Origin of the sequence: Kitasatospora sp. NPDC059646 (assembly GCF_042734615.1) — a bacterium.
In the GTDB taxonomy this organism is placed as follows: domain Bacteria; phylum Actinomycetota; class Actinomycetes; order Streptomycetales; family Streptomycetaceae; genus Kitasatospora.
On the sequence record NZ_JBHWDS010000015.1, the window covers coordinates 60,263 to 77,692 of the forward strand.

Annotated in this window: 12 protein-coding genes; 5 read left to right on the forward strand and 7 right to left on the reverse strand. The window is 73.8% G+C overall.

Annotated features, from left to right (window positions below):
* Nucleotides 1-535 precede the first annotated feature (535 nt).
* Both ACFV1L_RS13310 and ACFV1L_RS13315 read right to left on the reverse strand, forming a co-directional pair.
* Nucleotides 536-1,741: a PP2C family protein-serine/threonine phosphatase gene (locus tag ACFV1L_RS13310; protein ID WP_380365420.1), complete on the reverse strand. Its 1,206-nt coding sequence runs from the start codon at nt 1,739-1,741 to the stop codon at nt 536-538.
* Nucleotides 1,738-3,348 carry a CHASE3 domain-containing protein gene (locus ACFV1L_RS13315; protein ID WP_380365422.1) on the reverse strand — a complete coding sequence of 537 codons (1,611 nt, stop codon included), beginning with the start codon at nt 3,346-3,348 and terminating at the stop codon, nt 1,738-1,740. Before ACFV1L_RS13315 ends, ACFV1L_RS13310 begins: the two co-directional genes overlap by 4 nt.
* 110 nt (nt 3,349-3,458) lie before the next feature.
* Between ACFV1L_RS13315 and ACFV1L_RS13320 the strand changes: the two genes are divergently transcribed.
* On the forward strand, nt 3,459-4,220 hold the full coding sequence (locus ACFV1L_RS13320; protein ID WP_380365424.1) for a response regulator: 762 nt from the start codon (nt 3,459-3,461) through the stop codon (nt 4,218-4,220).
* 108 nt (nt 4,221-4,328) lie between these two features.
* On the opposite strand, the gene ACFV1L_RS13325 is transcribed toward ACFV1L_RS13320, so the two are convergent.
* From ACFV1L_RS13325 to ACFV1L_RS13335, 3 genes are all read right to left on the reverse strand, one after another.
* Nucleotides 4,329-5,528 (reverse strand): cytochrome P450, encoded by a 1,200-nt coding sequence (locus tag ACFV1L_RS13325; protein WP_380365426.1) that lies wholly within the window; start codon nt 5,526-5,528, stop codon nt 4,329-4,331.
* Between the two features lie 104 nt (nt 5,529-5,632).
* Nucleotides 5,633-6,610, reverse strand: a complete 978-nt coding sequence (locus tag ACFV1L_RS13330; RefSeq protein ID WP_380365428.1) for a pentalenene synthase — start codon at nt 6,608-6,610, stop codon at nt 5,633-5,635.
* A gap of 51 nt (nt 6,611-6,661) precedes the next feature.
* Nucleotides 6,662-8,020 carry a cytochrome P450 gene (locus tag ACFV1L_RS13335; RefSeq protein ID WP_380365429.1) on the reverse strand — a complete coding sequence of 453 codons (1,359 nt, stop codon included), beginning with the start codon at nt 8,018-8,020 and terminating at the stop codon, nt 6,662-6,664.
* 1,066 nt (nt 8,021-9,086) lie between these two features.
* On the opposite strand from ACFV1L_RS13335, the gene ACFV1L_RS13340 reads away from it, so the two are divergent.
* Nucleotides 9,087-9,539, forward strand: a complete 453-nt coding sequence (locus ACFV1L_RS13340) for a hypothetical protein (protein WP_380365431.1) — start codon at nt 9,087-9,089, stop codon at nt 9,537-9,539.
* A 378-nt stretch (nt 9,540-9,917) separates the two neighbouring features.
* Here the strand turns inward: ACFV1L_RS13340 and ACFV1L_RS13345 are convergent, their stop codons facing one another.
* A complete protein-coding gene (locus tag ACFV1L_RS13345) occupies nt 9,918-11,033 on the reverse strand; it encodes a CU044_5270 family protein (RefSeq protein WP_380365433.1) in 1,116 nt (371 codons plus the stop codon).
* Complete coding sequence (locus ACFV1L_RS13350; RefSeq protein WP_380365435.1) at nt 11,030-11,746, reverse strand: RNA polymerase sigma factor; 717 nt, start codon at nt 11,744-11,746, stop codon at nt 11,030-11,032. The genes ACFV1L_RS13345 and ACFV1L_RS13350 overlap by 4 nt, the downstream gene beginning before the upstream one ends.
* Nucleotides 11,747-12,635: 889 nt before the next feature.
* Between ACFV1L_RS13350 and ACFV1L_RS13355 the strand changes: the two genes are divergently transcribed.
* The 3 genes from ACFV1L_RS13355 (at nt 12,636) to ACFV1L_RS13365 (ending at nt 17,384) form a co-directional block, all read left to right on the forward strand.
* Nucleotides 12,636-15,341 (forward strand): AAA family ATPase, encoded by a 2,706-nt coding sequence (locus ACFV1L_RS13355; RefSeq protein WP_380365437.1) that lies wholly within the window; start codon nt 12,636-12,638, stop codon nt 15,339-15,341.
* An 81-nt stretch (nt 15,342-15,422) separates the two neighbouring features.
* The gene (locus ACFV1L_RS13360; RefSeq protein ID WP_380365438.1) at nt 15,423-15,878 is read left to right on the forward strand and encodes an SRPBCC family protein; all 456 of its coding nucleotides are present in this window, start codon (nt 15,423-15,425) and stop codon (nt 15,876-15,878) included.
* A gap of 63 nt (nt 15,879-15,941) precedes the next feature.
* Nucleotides 15,942-17,384: an MFS transporter gene (locus tag ACFV1L_RS13365; RefSeq protein WP_380365440.1), complete on the forward strand. Its 1,443-nt coding sequence runs from the start codon at nt 15,942-15,944 to the stop codon at nt 17,382-17,384.
* Nucleotides 17,385-17,430: the final 46 nt, after the last annotated feature.

A 17,430-nucleotide genomic window follows, 5' to 3' on the forward strand; every position in this document is an offset into this window, starting at 1 on the left:
GGGTGCCGCGCTCGAAGGACACCGCGCCCGGAGTGTGGTGGTCGGAACCCCTCGACCGCCCGGGTGCCGCGCGCACCGAGGCCGGCGCAGACGGTCAGGCCCGGCCCGTTCCCGGCATCCACCGGCCTCCGGCAGGCAGGGCTGCTCATCGCCGACCCGGAGAAGGCGCGTCGGAGTCCGCGGCAGTAGCGGGTGGGGCGGTGCCGGTTGCCGCTGATCCCGCCGGAGTCGCGTGGCGCCGGGCCCGGCCGAGGTAGGCGGTCGGGGCTGGCGGACAGGGCCGTGTCGCCGCCGGCTGCGAAAACTCCCCGCCAAGCAGCGGTCCGCTCCCCGGGTCGGGACGCCCAGACCGCGGTCGGCGGGTGCGCTCCCACCGGTCGGACGCTTGAGGGCCGAACGCGCGGCACACCGGCCACCGCCTGCCCCGCGCTGAGCCGGGCAGACCGCGGCGGGCGCGCCTCTCCTCCAGGGATCGGGTCTCCGCGGGGGCGGTGGTCCTGTCGGTGGTGCGGCCGATGAGGTCCGGCCCGGGAGTTCAGCAGGGGTCGCGCCGGCCCCAGGCGAGGTGGAGGACGGCGAGGTCGTCGGTGTGGCGGCCGGCGTTCAGCGCCTGGGCCCGTTCGATGAGCTGGTCGACCTGGACGGCCGGATCGTTCGAGGAGGTGGTGTCGATCAGGGCGAGGAGCCCCTCGACTTCGAGCCGCCCGCCGGAGCTGCCGTTGTGGCCCTCGATGAGCCCGTCGGTGTAGATGGTCAGCGCGCCCGTCTCGGGCAGCGGGACGACGGTGTGCTGCCACTGCCGCAGACCCGGCACGATGCCCAGGGCGATGCCGTGGGCGGCGGCCACCTCGCGGGTGCCTTCGGCGGTGGTCAGCAGCGGCTCGTGGTGGCCGGCGAGGTGGAGCGTCGCGGTGCGGTTGCGCTGATCGAGGGTGAGCAGCGTGCAGGTGGCGAAGAGCGAGGTGTTGTCGCGTTCGGCGACCAGGACCCGTTCCATCAGGTTGAGCAGGTCCTCGCCCCGGTGCCCGCCGAGGATCAGCGACCGCCAGGCGACCCGGAGCAGGACGCCGAGGGCCGCCGCGTCCCGGCCGTGGCCGCTGACGTCGCCGACGACGGCGTGCAGCAGGCCGTCGTCGCCCTCGACGACGTCGAGGAAGTCGCCGCCGAGCAGGGCCATGGGCGAGCCGGGCAGGTAGCGGCTGGTCACGCTCACCGCGGAGGTGCCCAGCATGGGGGGCGGGAGCAGTGCGCTCTCCAGCCGGGCGTTCTCCTCGGCGCGCAGCCGGACCGCCTGGGCCTGGATGCTGGCGTGCTCGGTCCGGCTGCGGTAGACGGCGTAGCGCAGCGAGCGGCGCAGCAGCTCGGCGTCGACCTTGCCCTTGACGAGGTAGTCCTGGGCGCCGGCGGCCACCGCGGCGGCGCCCGCGTGGTCCTCGGCCAGGCCGGTGAGCACGATGACTGCGTTGTGCGGCGCGAGGTCGCGGACGGCGGTGACGGCGGCGGTGCCGGAGACGTCGGGCAGGTGCAGGTCGAGGAGGATGCAGTCGATCTGCTGGGTGTTCAGGGTTGCCCGGGCGTCAGCGAGGTTGGTGCGGACGGTGAGGTTGAAGGGCATCCCGGTGTCGTGCAGGAGCTCCTCGACCAGGATGGCGTCCGCTTCGTCGTCCTCGATCAGCAGGACGCGGTAGGCCGGTTCGTCGGACGGGCCCCGGGGTGGGCTGACGGTGACCGTCGACGTCATCGTGCCTCCTCCTCGGCTGCGGCGGCAGGGGTGGGGCCGGCCGGGGTGGAAGGGAGGAGGGCCTCGGCCGGTTCGGCGTCGAGGGTGAAGACGACGCGGGTGCCCTCGACGTGGTGCGGGTCGATGGCGATGGTGCCGCCGTGGAACTCGACGATCTTCTTGCACATGGCCAGGCCGATGCCGCTGCCGGGGTAGGCGTCCTTGGTGTGCAGGCGCTGGAAGATCACGAACACCTTCTCGGCGAACTCGGGGGCGATGCCGATGCCGTTGTCCGTGACGGCGAAGTGGTACAGCCCGCTCTGCCGCTCCGCGGAGACGTGGATCCGCGGCGGGATGTCGGGGCGGCGGAACTTGACGGCGTTGCCGATGAGGTTCTGCCAGAGCATCCCCATCTGGGTGGGGTCGGCGAACACGGTCGGCAGCGGGTCGTGGGTGATCTGCGCGTCCGCCTCCGCGATGCTGTCGCCGAGGACGTCGAGGGTGCGGTCCAGCACGCCCTCCAGGTCGACGTCCTGGTGGTTGTGGTGGACCCGGCCGACGCGGGAGAAGTCGAGCAGGTCGTTGATCAGGACCTGCATGCGGTTGGCGCCGTCGACCGCGAAGCCGATGTACTGGTCGGCGCGGGCGTCGAGCTGGCCGCCGTACCGGCGCTGGAGCAGCTGGGTGAAGCTGGAGACCTTGCGCAGCGGCTCCTGCAGGTCGTGCGAGGCCACGTAGGCGAACTGTTCGAGCTCGGTGTTGGAACGCTGCAGGTCGGCGGCCTGGGCATCCAGCCGCAGCCGGGCCTGCTCGGTGAACGCCAGCTCCTCCACCAGTCGCCGGCGCATGGAGTCGATGTCGGCGCTGAGCCGCCGCAGGTCGGCGGGGCCGGTGGCGGCGATGGGGTGGTCGAAGTCCCCGGCTCCGATCCGGCGGGCGTCCGAGCCGAGCTGTTCCAACGGGCGGGTGATCCCGCGGCGCAGGCCTTCGAAGATCAGCGCGGTGAGGAAGACGATGACGATCCCGATCGCGGCGAAGACCCAGTTGCGCAGCCTCATGGTGGAGATCAGATCGGCCCGGGCGGCGGCGCGATCGGACCGCAGGTGGTCCTGCTGGCGCGCCAGTTCGGCCCGGACCCGGTCGAACGCGGTCTTGCCGGCGGCGGCCGACTCGGCGCTCTGCACCACGGGTGCGCCTGTCGGGGCGGACGCGATCGGCTCGGCGACCTCCCGCTGCCACACCGCGGCCGCGGCCTCCACGGCGGCCAGATCCGTCAGCGCGGTGTTGTTGCCGTGCAGGAGCTGGACCAGGCGGTCGGCCTGGGTCTTCTGGTCGGCCAGGCCCTGCCGGTAGGGCTCCAGAAGCTCCGGGTTCCCGGTGAGGGCGTAGCCGCGCGTGCCCGTCTCCTGGTTGACCAGGGCGGATTCCAGGCGGAGCGCGGCGGAGGTGGCGGGCGTGCGCACGTCCACCAGGTCGGTGCTGAGGTCCTGGGTGCGGTCCAGCACCCAGAACCCGAGCACGCCCAGCACCGCCAGCACTGCCAGGGAGAGCGAGGCGCCCACCCGCAGCCATCGCCTGGTCGTCCACAGGGACAGCGAGCGCCCGCGTGGCGGCCTGCGGTCGTGCATGGTCTGAACCTCTCCCGCGGATCGACGGCCTTGAAGGTGGCACCGCACACTGTAGGGGTTCATTGACAAGTGTTGTTGTCGAGGGTCGGATCAGCGCTATTGTTCCGGCTATGCCTGGCAAGAATTTCGTGCTTCGGTCGACCCCGCAGGAGACGGCCGCGATCGCGGACGCGGCGGTGCAACGGCTCGCACGGCATCTGGTCGCCGAGCTGCTGCTGGAGTCCAAGGGGGAAATGGGGCGGGCGTTGGGCACGCTGCACGTCCTGGACCACCTTCGAAGAGCAGGGGAGCGCCTCCAGCGGGACGTGGCCGTCGCCGCGATGAGAGCGGGAGCCGGTTACCCCCAACTCGGCTCCGCATGCGGCATGACCCGCCAGGGGGCCCGGCACCGCTGGCCCGGCATCAGTGCCCATACCGACCACGTACCAACGGAGATCCTGACGATGACCAGCCCTACCCGTGCCTTCGACGTGCTCCTGGTCGAGGACGATGTGGCCGATGCCATGCTCATCGAGGAGGCGCTGGCCGAGCGGGGCACCCGCAACCTCGTCCAGGTCACCGACGGCCTCGCCGCGCTGGAACACCTGCGCGCGCCCGACACCGTGCGCCCCGACCTGATCGTCCTGGACCTCAACATGCCCCGGATGAACGGGCGCGACCTGCTCAGGGTGCTCAAGACCGACGAAGAACTGCGGACCATCCCCGTCGTCGTCCTCACCACCTCCTCCGCCCCCGACGATGTCGTCGGCGCCTACAGCAGCCACGCCAACGCCTACGTCACCAAGCCCGTCAACCTGGCGGAGTTCGAGCAGGCCGTCCAGAGCATCGACGCCTTCTACCTCGACACCGCGACCCGGCCGCCCCGCGACTGAACCTCCGCGCCACTCCCCCGCGCTCCCGCTCGGACCAGGGGCGTACCCTCCGCCCTCGACGGTTGATCGCACCGCCGTGTCCGGCGGCGACCGGGCTCAGGGGGGCCGTCACCAGGTGACCGGGAGCGCCTCCACCCCGTAGACCGTCGATCCTTCGCGGAAGCGGAGATCCGCCTCGGGGACGGCCAGTTGCAGGGTCGGGAAGCGCCGGAGCAGCGCCGGCAGGGCGATCTTCAGTTCCAGGCGGGCGAGTTGCTGCCCGAGGCACTGGTGGGCGCCGAAGCCGAAGGACAGCTGGGCGACCGGTCGGCGGCGCAGGTCGAGGTCGTCCGGTCGTTCGGGGACGAGTTCGGGGTCGCGGTTCGCGGTCAGGGGGGAGAGCAGGACGTGCTCGCCCTCGGCGATCCGGTGGCCGTTGACGTCGATGTCGGCCACGGCGGTGCGCAGGAGCGGTGCGGGGATGGCGAGGTGGCGCAGCAGTTCCTCCACCGCCGTGCCGGCGGCCTCCGGGTCGTCGCGCAGGGTGGCGAGCTGGTCCGGGTGGCGGAGCAGGGCCAGTACGCTCAGGGCGAGTTGGGTCGCGGTGGTCTCGTGTCCTCCGACCAGGAGGGTGGTGCCGAAGCCGATGAGTTCGTCGTCGGTGAGCTCCGCACCGTGCTGCCGCACGACCTCGCCCAGCACTCCGTCCCCGGGGACGGCACGGTTGCGGGCGACGATGTCCGCCATGGCCGCGTTCAACTCGGCCGAGGCGGCGACCAGTTGGCCGGTGTCGGCGGTTCCGTCCATGATCACCTGGGAGCAGCGCTGGATCATCGTCCTGGTGTCGTAGGGGACATCGAGCAGTTCGCAGATCACCAGCGAGGGAACGGGCAGGGCGAAGGCCTCGACCAGGTCGACGACCGGTCCCTGCTCCGCCATGGCGTCGAGGTGCTCGGAGACGATCGTCTCGATCGCGGGCCGCAGCCGTTCGACCCGGCGGACGGTGAAGCTGCTGGTGAGCATCCGGCGCAGCCGGGTGTGCTCCGGCCCGCTGTACGCGGGCAGGAAGCCCGGGTGGTTGAACAGGGTGCGCGGGAGCGACGGGTCGATGCCGTCTCCCGTGACGAGGTCGTCGTTGGCGAAGGCGGCCCGGACGTCGCTGTAGCCGGTGATGACGACGGCGTCGATCTGGCCGCGCAGCGGGTGGGTGACGCGCAGCCGCGGCAGGTCGTCCTCGTCGCGCATCCTGCGGAGGTCCGGGGACGGGTCGAACGGGCAGGTCCGGTCCCGTTCGGAGGCGACGAAGGACGCCGAGCGGTGATCGGGCATGGTGAGGGCTCCTCATCTGGATCGGTCGGGGGGTGCGCGGTCCCGCGGCCGGAGGCGGGGGTGCGCGGTCCCGCGGCGGGAGGCGGGGGACGGGAGGCTTCGGCCTACCCGTGGTACCGGGTGGAGGCGTGGTGCCAGTCGTGGGCGCCGCGGATGGTGGTTTGCAGTGCCTCGGTGCAGTAGCGCTGCAGCAGGTCGCGTTCGGCCGGCGAGAGGTGGTCCGTCGCCGTGCTGGCGAGAAGGGCCTGGTGGGTGCCGGTGAACAGTTCCAGGGCTTCGCGGCGACGGCGCAGGGCCCGGTCGAGCGCCTCCGGCCGGGAGAGCCCGTGGTCCCGTTCCAGGCAGAGCACCAGGTTGTTCTGCTCCCCTCGGGCCGCGTCCTTCTCCAGCGAGACGATGTCGTTGTCGCAGATGACGAAGGTCTTCGTCATCTCTCGCATGACGGACAGGTGCGGCAGCGCGTACAGGTGGTCGGGCAGGACGCAGGAGGAGAGCCGCTCGGCGAGGTCGATGACCGGTGCCACCCCGATGGTGTGGCGCCGGACCCGAAGGTAGGTGCTCAGCGGCATGGGTGCGCCGGACTGCCGGCTGCGGGCCTCGTGGACGTGGTGGGCGAGGTAGGAGGACCAGTGGGCCGCCGAGCGCCGGATCCAGTCCTCGGGCATGCCGTGGCAGCTGCGCTGCCGCATGTCGGCGAAGGCGGCGGCGAGGGGCAGCGGTGACGCCTGGCCGGTGATGCCTTCCTGAACGAGTCCGACGATGTGGCGGACCCGTTCGGGCGAGCTTCCCCACTGTTCGTCGAGCGCGTCGTCGAACAGGAAGTACCAGCTCTGCTGGTCGACGCCGATGTCGAGTTCGCTCCCGGTCGCGTTCGGGTAGAACATGGCCGCGATCAGCGGGAACTGGCCCTTGAGGTGGTGGTCCCGTTCCGTGTCCGTGGCCAGGAAGCCGAAGGACCGGGGCCAGGCGAGGTGGCGGTCGTGGGCGGCCGGGAAGTCCGGGCTGGCCCGGTGCGGGAAGGGGAGCGGGTCGCGTGCCGGAGCTTCCGGGGCCGGGGAGAGGATCTCTGCCGTGGATGTCATGGTGAGGTGCACCTCCGGGAACGGGGCGGGGCCGTGCGGGACGGGGCCGGTTCAGTCGGTCGGCCAGGGCGAGAGGCGCATGGGCAGCGCGTTGGGCCGGATCAGCGCGTGGGCGACCGGCCGGACCCGGTGCCCTTCCACCGGTCGCGGCCGCCACCGGGAGACGATCGAGCGCAGGACGACCAGCATCTCGGTCATCGCGAAGTGGTCGCCGATGCACTTCCGGTTGCCCAGGGCGAACGGCACGTAGGCGCCCGGCGGCAGGTCCTTCTCGGGGCCGTCGAGCCACCGGTCCGGGTGGAAGCGCAGCGGGTCGGGGTAGTGGGCCGGGTCCCGGTGCATCGTCAGCGCGCTGTAGATCAGCTCGGCGCCCTGCGGGATGTCGATCCCGCAGACCCGCACCGGCTCCAGGGCACGCCGCATCAGCAGCCAGCTGGGCTGGTGCAGTCGGAGCACCTCGCGCAGGAACCGCTCGGTGAACGGGAGCGTCGCCGCGCCGGGCAGGGCGCCGGCAGGCAGGGCGTCGCACTCGGCCTTGATCCGCTCGGTGAGTTCGGGGCGCCGTCCGATCTCGTGGAGCGCCCAGGCCAGCGTGGTGGCCGTGGTCTCGGCACCGGCCATGAGCAGCGACAGCAGCTCGTCGCGGGCCTCCACGTCGGTCATTCCCTGCGGGTTGCCGGGGGTGGCGGCGAACATGATCGACAGCAGGTCGCCGCGGTCGGCCGGGTCCTGGCGGGCCTGCCGGACCGCGGAGTCCGCGAGTTCGCGCAGCGCCGCGGCTGCGGCCAGGTAGGTGCGGTGCCCGAACGCGGGCGAGGACGCGAGGGGAGCGGGCAGCAGGGTGCCCACGAAGACACCGCGCATCACCGTGTTCAGGTGCTCGGCGACGCGCTCCCCCAGCTCGGCGACGGCCGCGGCACCGTCGGGGCGTTCGGCGCTGAACAGGGTGGCCACGAGCACGGCCGTGACCGTCCGCCGCAGCACCAGGTCCATGGCGATCACCTCGCCCGGGCGCCAGGCGGAGACCTGTTCCTCGACGATGCCGGTCATCGTGGCGACGCTGCCGGCGATGGCGTCCCGTCGGAACGCAGGCTGGAGCGCCCGCCGTTGACGGAGGTGGACGTCGTGTTCGGAGGTGATGATGCCATTGCCGATGAAAGGCCGCGCAACGTCGAACAGAAGGCCTTTGCCGAACTTCCGGCTCTGGGTCAGGAGAACCTCGTGGACGGCCTCCGGTGAGTTCAGGACGAATATCGGCCTATTGCCGAGGAAGATTCTGACGATGCCGCCCTGCGCCCGGATCGACTGCAGGAACTCGACCCTTCTGAGAGCAAGTTGCGGCAGGTGGCCAAGGAGCGGAAAGCGTCCCTGCGCTACGGGCGCCGCCACGGGAGCACGGGTGGAGCTCATGGAATGCACAGCCCTGCACCTCCCTGAAGTTTCGAATCGAAAAAATCCACCTCAAATGGAACGTTCATTCGCTCGCGGTGCACAATGATCATCGGCTGGCAGATCAGCAGAGGTCAAGGGGCTGGCTGGAATTGCACCACCGGGGCGATTTCGCGCCGAACGGCATGGATTCCCCCACCTCCAACGCGTTTCCGGCCTCCTGTCCCGGATTGGAACGAAAAGCCGTCCCCACCCCGCCGCCGGCCTCAGGCCACCAGGAGCAGCGGCACCTCGACGCCGGGGTCGCGCACCACCAGGTCGGGGAGGCGGGGCGGCCGCCCTGACCGGGCACAGCGCGGAGCTCCGGGCGCCGGCCAGGAGAAGACTCTTGGCTTCACGGTGGCCGGCGCGGGTCGGGCACCAGAGCGTGCGGATCCGTCCGGCGGCCTTCGAGGGTGACCAGGGCCTGACAGGTCGCCCGGTTCACTTCCGACCGGGGGTGCGGAGTGGCCGCGGGAGGTGGCGGTGGAGCGGTTGCCGGGGGCGTCGTCCGGTCCGGACGGCACCGGCAGCTCAGGCTGCTCGCCCTGGCCGTCACCACCGTCGGGGCCGGGACGGCGATGCGCTCCGCGGGCTGCCGGCGCGCGTACCCGTCAGATTCCGGGGCGGTGGAGTCCGGCAGGGCAGGGAAGCCCGGACCGAGCCGGCGGCGGGCAGTCATGACACCAGTCCGCTTCCCGCCCGGCCCCGCGCCCGTGTCCCGCTTCCCCGCGGCGGCCCCGGGGTTGACGGGGTGTCCGTCGGCCCCCGTCCACCGGACGGCGGCGGAGGCCGCAGGCGGGGCGGCGGGGAGGTGGTTCATCCGGCGTTCGACGCGGGTTCGCCCGGGATGGTGGCCCCATTGGCCCGGTCCGGCGGATTTACGACACCAAGGGTGCACTTTCGGACGGACTGCCACTTCGAAGGCAGAAACGGGCCTGGGCCTTCGAATCGCATGGCAAAGTTTGGGTGGTGGCGCAAGTGAAATGTCACATGGCCATCAATGCCTGTCTTCGCACGGTTCCTCACTCGTCTGCAGGAGAAGACCATGAACCGCATCACCCGCATCGCGGTGGGCGCCGCCGGTGCCGCCGCCCTCCTCACGGCGCCCGTGCCGGCCTTCGCCGCCGCGACCGGCACCGACACCGGTGCCGCCACGGTCACGACGTGCAAGTACAGTCTGCAGGCCGGGTTGGCGACCTACGCCTGCGCGGACGTCACCGGCAGCAGCCTCGTGGTCTACGGGAGGATCGGCCTTGCCGGCCCGCCCGACGGGCCGGTGTCGTGGCAGACCCTGTACACCGACCTGTCGGCCGAGGTGGTCGGCGGCGACTCGCTCGGCTCCGTCAGCGGGAGCACGGCGTTCCATTCCACCTCGGTACGGGTGAACGGGTTCACCGCCACCGCCCCGTGCGGCTCGACGGTGCGTGTGACCTTCACGGTGCAGGGAAGCGGCCCCCTCGGCACTCGGCCGGTGGCGGAAGTTCCGGTGGCTTGCTGACGCTTCACCAATGCGGACGCCGGGCCCGGGAGTTGCCGGCGTCCCGGGCCCGGCCGCCGCGGCGGCCCGCACGGACCTCGTCCACCGCACAGGCCCGCCCGGACGCCCCCGCCCGCACACGCCCGACCCGGCGCGCCCTCCGGACAGGACGGCCCTCGCGGCACCGGCCGAGCCGGCGCTCCGCACGGGACTCATGTGAGCGCTTTCTCGCGCCGGTGCGTTCGGGCCGGCAGCCGCCGGGTCGCGGCCGGGCCGGGAGACCGGTGGTGCAGCCCCGTCGGCCGCCGTCCGGTACGGGGGCGGCACCCGGCCCGGGCGCGGCCGCCCGCCCCGCCGATGGGGCGGGACGGGCGGCGGCGGTGACGGCGTTGCGGTGGGTCAACTGGGGTGGTTCTGCTGCGGCACCTGCTTGATGTCGTTGACGACGGCCCGCTGGGTGACGGCGCTGGTGAAGAGCACCGTTCCGGGGGCGATGAGCTCCTCGGGGCCGGTTGCCCTGCCCACCTGGACGGTGCGCTTGCCGAGGAAGACGTGGGTCGTCGTGTCGAAGATCCACTCCTCTCGCTGGCCGCTGGTCTCGTCGAGCCGGGCCACGGCGGTGCCGTGGCGGCCGACCGCGTCGACGGCGTCGTCGACGGCGACGACGCCGGGGATCTTCCCGGCGGCCTTGAACAGGGCCTTGGTCAGCGCGGGCGGGGGGTAGCTCTCGCCGAGCAGGTCGCCGATGGTGGTGAACGCTTCCTGGTCGGGCGAGTTGCCGTGGCCCCTGGTCTGCTCGTAGATCGTGGCGAGGAGGGCGTCGGGGTCGGCGGGCAGCTTGGCGAGGAGGTCGTAGGAGGGGTGGTTCAGGCCGGCGACAGGGGTGTTGCCCTGCTCGTCGGGGAGGCTGAGGGTCTCCCCCTCGGGGCTGTCGTTGACGGCGGGGTCGATCAGCCAGCCCTTGGTGCCGTCGGCCGAGTACCAGACCTGGCGTTCGTGCAGGGCGTGGCTGGCGAGGCTGCTCCTGCCGTTCACGGTCTTCACGAAGGTGTCGGCGGTCCGGGACTCGATGTACACGTACTGGCCCGGGGCGAGGGCCGGGTGGCTGTCCGGGGCGGCGACCAGCGAGGCCTGGTCCAGCAGTTGGGTGACCCCCTGCGGACTGGCTGCCCCGATCCTGGTGGTCAGGGCCGGGCCGGTGGCGAGGGCGGCCCGGTGGCCGGGGCCGCCGCCGACCGTCGCCGTGGCGGCGAGAACGGCCGCGGCGGCGGCTGCGGCCAGGGCGGGCAGGACGATCGCCGGTCGGCGCAGCCGTCGCGTCCTCGCGCGGGCGGCGGGGGCGGCGGGGGCGGCGGGGGCGGTGTGCGGCTGCCCGGCGTGTTCGATCGCTGTCATCAGGCGTTCCTTGTGGTGGTGGTGACGGCCCGTCGGCAGGTCGTGTGCGGTGCGGGACAGCAGCTGTGCGGCGGCTTGCTCCCAGTCGCCCGGGCTGTGCCGGGGAGTGTTCGCGCTCATCGGTGTCCTTCTTGTGCGGGCCGGACCGCGGTGGTGCGGTCACCTGGTACCTGTCGGCGGTGGGCCGTGACTTCCCGTTCGAGCCGAGTTTTTTCCGGCCGGGCCGCGCTCGCGGTGGGCGCCGTCCGCCGTCTGCGGGCGTCGGGCCCGGGCGGGGCGCCCGCGGCGGCGGCCTTGCCTTCGAGTTCGGCTGCTGTGAGGGTGCGCAGCTTCTTGCGGGCGCGGGAGAGGCGGGAGGCGACGGTTCCGACCGGGATGCCGAGGGCTTGGGCCGCGGTCTCGTAGTCGAGGCCTTCGCCGAGGCAGAGCGCGACGATCTCCCGTTCCGCCGGGCGCAGCCGGCCCAGCACCCGCAGGGCCGCCGCCAGTTCGCGCCGCTCGTCGAGCCGGGCCGTGACCTCCTCCGCGTGGTCGGGCACCGACAGCTCGGCGGCGGCCGTGGCCAGTACGGCGCGGCGGTAGAGACGGTTGCTGCGGACGTGGTTGCGGGCGGTGTTCGTGGCGATGCCGAGCAGCCACGGCCGCAGCGAGCCCCCTTCGGCATCGATCCTGTCGCGCAGCCGCCACGCTTCCAGGAAGGTGGCGGACATGACGTCCTCGGCCGTCGACCGGTCGGCGGTCAGCCGGAACGCGTGGTTGTACACGCTGCGCGCGTGGTCGTCGAACAGCTCGGCGAACGCGGCCGGCTCTCCCGCCCGTAGTCGGGCACGCATTTCTATGCTCACCTCCGTCAGCTGTCTGCTCCCGGGCCGGACTTCCCGTGAGCTGCCTCACACCGCGGCGGGTCCGTGGTGCGGGGCGTTGAACCGCGCGGCGGTGCCCGGGGCGGTCCTCGTCCACCGCCCCGTGACGGCTTCCGGGCCCTGTGCCGTGCCCGTCGGCCGGCGGAGGGCACGACGCGCGACTCTTCCATGGGCCAGCCGGCTCTTGTCCGGGCTCCGTTCGGCTGCGGGCGCGGAAGGGACGGGCAGCGGAGGCGGCACCGTGGACAAGCAGCACCACGCGCACCGCATCATCGGGGAGTTCCTTGCCGAGAACGAACTCCTGGCGGCATCCACAGCGGAAAGCCCGCACGGGGAGCCTGGCCGAAGCGGGCGTGCCCCCACCGCGGATGCGGGCGTTCGACCGCTCACTCGACTCTCTCCACGACCGGCCCGCGGCCGCGGCGGAGGCGCTGTACGCCTGCCGGTTCGTCGTCGGCCGGTTCCGCACGCCCGACGGCAGCCGACGCGGAGCGGGCCCGACCTGCTGGTGCTGTCGCGGCGGGGCCGGCCCCGGCAGGACGTGCCGGACCCCGGTCGAGACGCCGGTGGTCGGCGAGCAGCAGCGGGAGGGCCGGTGGCGGCCGCGCGGGCCGGGCAGGGCGGCCGTCGGGCGGCCGCGGCCTGCGAGGCTCTGCCGCGTCCGGGACGCGGGAAGGCCTGCGAGCGTCGAGCGCGACGGGGGCGGTCTCCGTGCGTGCGTCCGGTGGGAGAGGGCTGCACCGGATTCCCTGACGCTGCCGCAATGTCCGTCGCCTGCGGGGTGTTCACGGCGAGCGGGTGACCTCGGCCGGCACCGTGCCTGAAATCCCGAGGTCAGGGGGCATGGCATGATTCCCGGGTGCCTTCCGTGACCGTCTCCGAGTACCTGCCGCCCGCTGAACGTGCTGCTCTTGTCGACCTGTTGGCCGGGGCGCGGGCCGGTCGGGGCGGGGCGGCGGTCGTCCGCGGTGAGGCGGGCATCGGCAAGACGACGTTGCTGCGCCATGTCACTGACGGGTTGTCGGGTGTGCGGCTGCTGTGGGTGAACGGGGCGGAGTTCGAGGCCGACTTCGCGTACGCCGCCGCGCATCAGCTGACCCGCCCGCTGCACGAGCGGATCGGGCGGCTGGCCGCCCCGCAGCGCGACGCGCTGGCGGTGGCGCTGGGGTTGGGCGAGGGCGACACGCCGAGTCGTTTCGCCGTCGGTCTGGCCCTGTTGGGGCTGCTGTCGGACGCTGCCCGACAGGAGCCCGTGGTGTGCGTGGTGGACGACGCGCAGTGGCTGGACCGGGCGTCGGCGCAGGTGCTGGCGTTCGTGGCCCGGCGGGTGGCGGACGAGCCGGTGGCGATGGTGTTCGGGGTGCGTGACCCGCACGTCGTCGGGGAGTTGGAGGGGCTGCCGGTGCTGACGCCGCCCCGGCTGTCGGACCAGGTGGCGCGTCGGCTGCTGGCGTCCAGTGTGCTCGGCCCCTTGGACGACCAGGTGCGGGAACGGGTCCTTGCGGAGGCGCGCGGCAACCCGCTGGCGTTGCTGGAGCTGCCGCGCCGGCTGGGGCCCGCCGCGCTGGCGGGCGGTTTCGGGCTGCCGACGCCGGTCTCCCCGGCCAACCGGATCGAGCAGAGCTACCAGCAGCGGGTCTCCCGGCTCTCCGAGGACGCCCGGATCCTGCTGCTGGTGGCAGCCGCCGAACCGCTGGGCGACCCCGGCCTGTTGTGGCGGGCGGCCGACCTGCTGGGGCTGGGGCCGCAGGCCGGACCGGAAGCCGAGGCGAGCGAGCTGATCGAGTTGGGCGGGCAGTCGAGGTTCCGGCATCCGCTGGTGCGCTCGGCGGTGTACACGGCCGCTTCCCCCGCGGAGCGCCGCCGGGTGCACGAGGCGCTCGCCCAGGTCACCGATCCGCTGACGGCGCCCGACCGGCGCTCGTGGCATCGGGCGCAGTCCCTGTCCCGGCCGGACGAGGAGGCGGCGACCGATCTGCTGCGCTGCGCGGAGCGGGCGCGGCGCCGGGGCGGGGCCGCTGCCGAGGCGGCGTTCCTGGAGCAGGCCGCGGGCCTGACGGCCGACCCGCGGCTGCGGGCCGAACGCAGTCTCGCTGCCGCGCGGGCTGCGCTGGAGGCCGGCTCGTTCGAGAGCGCGCTGACGCTGGTCGAGGCGGCCGAGGGCGGGCCGATCGACGCCGCCGGGCGGGTGCAGGCGGAACTTCTGCGCGGCCGAGCGGCGTTCTTCGGCGACGGTGCGGCCGACGCGGTCGGCCACCTGGTGGCGGCGGCCGGCCTCGAACCCGGCCGGGCGCGGATCCACCTGCTGGACGCCCTGCAGGCGGGTCTGGTGGTCGGCAGGTCCTCGCCCGCAGCGCGAGCTGCCCTGGCGGCGGCCCGGCGGGCGCCCGCCCCGGCCGGTGACCGCTCGAGCGCGGACGTTCTGCTGGACGCACTCGTCGGCTACCTCGACGGCGATCTCGCGATGGTGCCGGTGCTGCTCGGGCTGCTGGCCAAGGTCGCCGACCCGCTGTGGACGGGCCGGCTGTCGCTGGCCGCCCTGCTGGCCGTCGAGTTGTGGGACGTCGCCCTGGAGGACCGGCTCGCCGGCCGGGCCGTCGACGCCGCGCGCGCCGACGGGACGCTGGCGATCCTGCCGGTGGGCCTGTGGATGCGGGCGATGGCCGCCGCGCAGCGCGGGGACCTCCTCGATGCGGCGGCACTGAACAGCGAGGCCGACGGCATAGCCGAGGTGACCGGCGTCCCGCCGCACTGGTACGGCCGGCTGTTCGCGGCCGCGGTGCGCGGGGCGGACGCCGAGGCGCGGCCGCTGTTCGAGCGGGTGCTGGCCGAGTCGCACGCCCGGCGCAAGGGCATGCTGACGGCGACCGTCCACGCGGCGGCGGCGCTGTACGCCAACGGTGCCGCCGACCACCGCGCGGCCCTGGCCTCGGCCCGGCTCGCCATGGCGGACGGCGAGCTGGGAACGTCCAGCCTCGCCCTGCCCGAGCTCGTCGAGGCGGCCGTCCGCTGCGGCGAGCCGGACACGGCCCGGGAGGCGTTCGCACGGCTGTCGCGGCACGCGGCGGCGGCGGGCACCGACTGGGCGCTGGGCGTGCGCGCGACCCTCGCCGCCCTGCTGTCGGACGACCCGGAGGAGCTCCACGCCGAGGCGGTGGCCCGGCTGGACGCCGCAGGCCTGCGGGTGTGGCACGGCCGGGCCCTGCTGCACCAGGGCGGGTGGCTGCGCCGGGACGGCCGTCGCGGCCAGGCCCGCGAGGCGCTGCGCACCGCTCATGAGCTGTTCACCGCGATGGGCGCGGAGGGATTCGCCGAGCGGGCCCGGGTGGAGCTGGCCGCCGCCGGCGAGCAGGCCCGGCAGGCGGGGCTCGGCGCGGTGGAGCTGTTGACGGGTCAGGAGTTGAACATCGCGCGCCTGGTGGCGACCGGTGCGACGTCCCGGGAGGTCGCCGACCGGCTGTTCCTGAGCCCGCGCACCATCGACGCCCACCTGCGCAGCGTGTTCCGCAAGCTCGACATCACCTCGCGCCGGCAGCTCGCCGACGCCCTCGGCCGCGATGCCTGAGCCCGTTCGGCCCGCTTAGGCAGTCGCCTAGGTGACTTTCGCCGATGAAGGCGCGGGGCGGCTCGGACCAGACTCGGGGGCATGAAGAACACGCCCTCGGGCATCGACCGGAACGCCCCGGTCGTCGCCCGCCGTGAGCTGCCGATCCGGGCCCCGGTCCCGGCCGTCTGGACGCTGTTGACGTACGTGCCCGGCTGGCCGGCCTGGCAGCCGGACATCGCCGAGGCCCGCGCCCTGACCCCGCTGACGCCGGGCGCGGTGTTCCACTGGCGCACCGGCGGCGTGGAGGTGACCTCCACCGTGTACGCGGTGCAGGCGCCCCGGTCGATTCTCTGGGGTGGCTCCTCGCAGGGCATCACCGCGATCCACCGGTGGACGTTCACGCCTTCGTCCGGGGCGACCCTCGTCGCCACGGAGGAGTCCTGGGACGGTGCGGCCGTGCGGGCCGACGCCGTCGCCGTCGCCCGGGCCCTGGACCGGTCCCTCGCCCAGTGGCTGCTGCACCTGAAGTCCGCCGCCGAGCACGCCGCGCGCTGACGCCGCCGCGCCCCCTCCCTTCTTCCACCGGCCTGTCGTCACGGCCCACTTCACGGAGTTCCCATGCCCAGTCCGCTCCGCGGCGCCGTCCTCGCGGTGCTGGCCGCCGCCCAGTTCACCGTCATGCTCGCCACCTCGATCGTGAACGTCGCCCTGCCGCAGATCAGGGACGGCGTCGGCCTCTCCGACTCCGCCACCACGTGGGTGGTCAACGCCTACGGCCTGGCGTTCGGGGCGCTGCTGCTGCCCGGCGGGCGGGCCGCCGACCTGCTGGGACGGCGCCGCGTCCTGCTGGCCGGGCTGGGCACGTTCGGGGCCGCCTCCGCCGTCGCCGTGCTGGCCGCCTCGCCCGGTGTGCTGATCGCCGCGCGGGCCGTCCAGGGGGCCGGGGCGGCGGCCGTCGCCCCGGCGGCCCTCGCCCTCGCGGTGGGCCTGTATGCGCCGGGCCCGGCCCGCGGCCGGGCGCTGGCGGTGTGGGGTGCGGTCTCCGGTGCGGGCGGTGCGGCGGGCGTGGTCCTCGGCGGGCTGCTGACCCAGGCGTGGGGCTGGCCGTGGATCTTCCGCACGGTGGCGATCGGCAGCTTGGCGGTGCTGGCGGCGACGGCGGCGTGCGTCCCCGCTGCGGGCCCGGCGGAACGGACCAGGTTCGACTGGGCCGGGACGGCCACGAGCGCCCTGGCCCTGACCGCCCTGGTCTGGGGCCTGACCACGGCCCGCCGCTCGGGCTGGACGGACACCCGGGTGCTGGCCGCGTTCGGCACCGCCGCCGTGCTCGCGGGGGTGTTCTGGCGCCTCCAGCGCGCCGGCGCCTCCCCGCTCGTGCCGCCGCGGCTGTTCGCGGCCCGCGACGTGACGGTCGGGAACCTGCTGACGGGCCTGTTCGGCACGGTGTGGATCGCGTTGTTCTACTTCCTTCCGCTCTATCAGCAGCAGGTCCTCGGCCAGAGCCCGCTGACCGCCGGCCTCGGCCAACTCCCCCTCGCTTTCGCGAACATGCTCGGCGCGGCCCTCGCCCCCGCCCTGGTCCGCTTGGCCGGCGGCCGCATCACGCTGGTCGCGGCGCTGCTGACCGAGGCGGCCGGGATGCTGTGGCTGTCCCGGATCGGTGCCCACGGAAGCTTCCTGGCCGACGTGCTCGGCCCGAGCGTCCTGGTCGGCCTCGGCCTGAGCGTCGCCTTCGTCCAGCTCACCGGCCTGTCCGTGGCAGGGGTCGACGGATCGGACGCGGGCCTGGCGGGCGGCCTGGTCAACACCACCCGGCAGGTCGGGGGCGCCGTCGGACTCGCCGTCCTGGCGACCGTCGCCGGAACCGCCACCGCCCGCGCCGCCGGCCACCAACCGCCCCTGGAGGCGCTGACCGCCGGCTACCGCACCGCCTTCGCCCTGGGCTCGGCCGTCCTGGCCGGCGCCGCCCTGCTCGCCGCCCTGCTGGTGCGCCGCACGCCCACCGCCGACCGGCCCCGCCGCACACCCGCCCCGGAACCCGCCGTCCCCACCCGACGCTGACCGCCCGACACCCGGCTCACCTCACCGACCTCCCCCACTCCTTCGC

Coding starts and splice junctions, on each gene's coding strand:
- ACFV1L_RS13350 (WP_380365435.1), bottom strand. CDS start 11,746: ATGCGTGCCCGACTACGGGCGGGAGAGCCGGCCGCGTTCGCCGAGCTG.
- ACFV1L_RS13335 (WP_380365429.1), bottom strand. CDS start 8,020: ATGAGCTCCACCCGTGCTCCCGTGGCGGCGCCCGTAGCGCAGGGACGC.
- ACFV1L_RS13320 (WP_380365424.1), top strand. CDS start 3,459: ATGCCTGGCAAGAATTTCGTGCTTCGGTCGACCCCGCAGGAGACGGCC.
- ACFV1L_RS13315 (WP_380365422.1), bottom strand. CDS start 3,348: ATGCACGACCGCAGGCCGCCACGCGGGCGCTCGCTGTCCCTGTGGACG.
- ACFV1L_RS13340 (WP_380365431.1), top strand. CDS start 9,087: ATGAACCGCATCACCCGCATCGCGGTGGGCGCCGCCGGTGCCGCCGCC.
- ACFV1L_RS13360 (WP_380365438.1), top strand. CDS start 15,423: ATGAAGAACACGCCCTCGGGCATCGACCGGAACGCCCCGGTCGTCGCC.
- ACFV1L_RS13330 (WP_380365428.1), bottom strand. CDS start 6,610: ATGACATCCACGGCAGAGATCCTCTCCCCGGCCCCGGAAGCTCCGGCA.
- ACFV1L_RS13365 (WP_380365440.1), top strand. CDS start 15,942: ATGCCCAGTCCGCTCCGCGGCGCCGTCCTCGCGGTGCTGGCCGCCGCC.
- ACFV1L_RS13310 (WP_380365420.1), bottom strand. CDS start 1,741: ATGACGTCGACGGTCACCGTCAGCCCACCCCGGGGCCCGTCCGACGAA.
- ACFV1L_RS13345 (WP_380365433.1), bottom strand. CDS start 11,033: ATGAGCGCGAACACTCCCCGGCACAGCCCGGGCGACTGGGAGCAAGCC.
- ACFV1L_RS13325 (WP_380365426.1), bottom strand. CDS start 5,528: ATGCCCGATCACCGCTCGGCGTCCTTCGTCGCCTCCGAACGGGACCGG.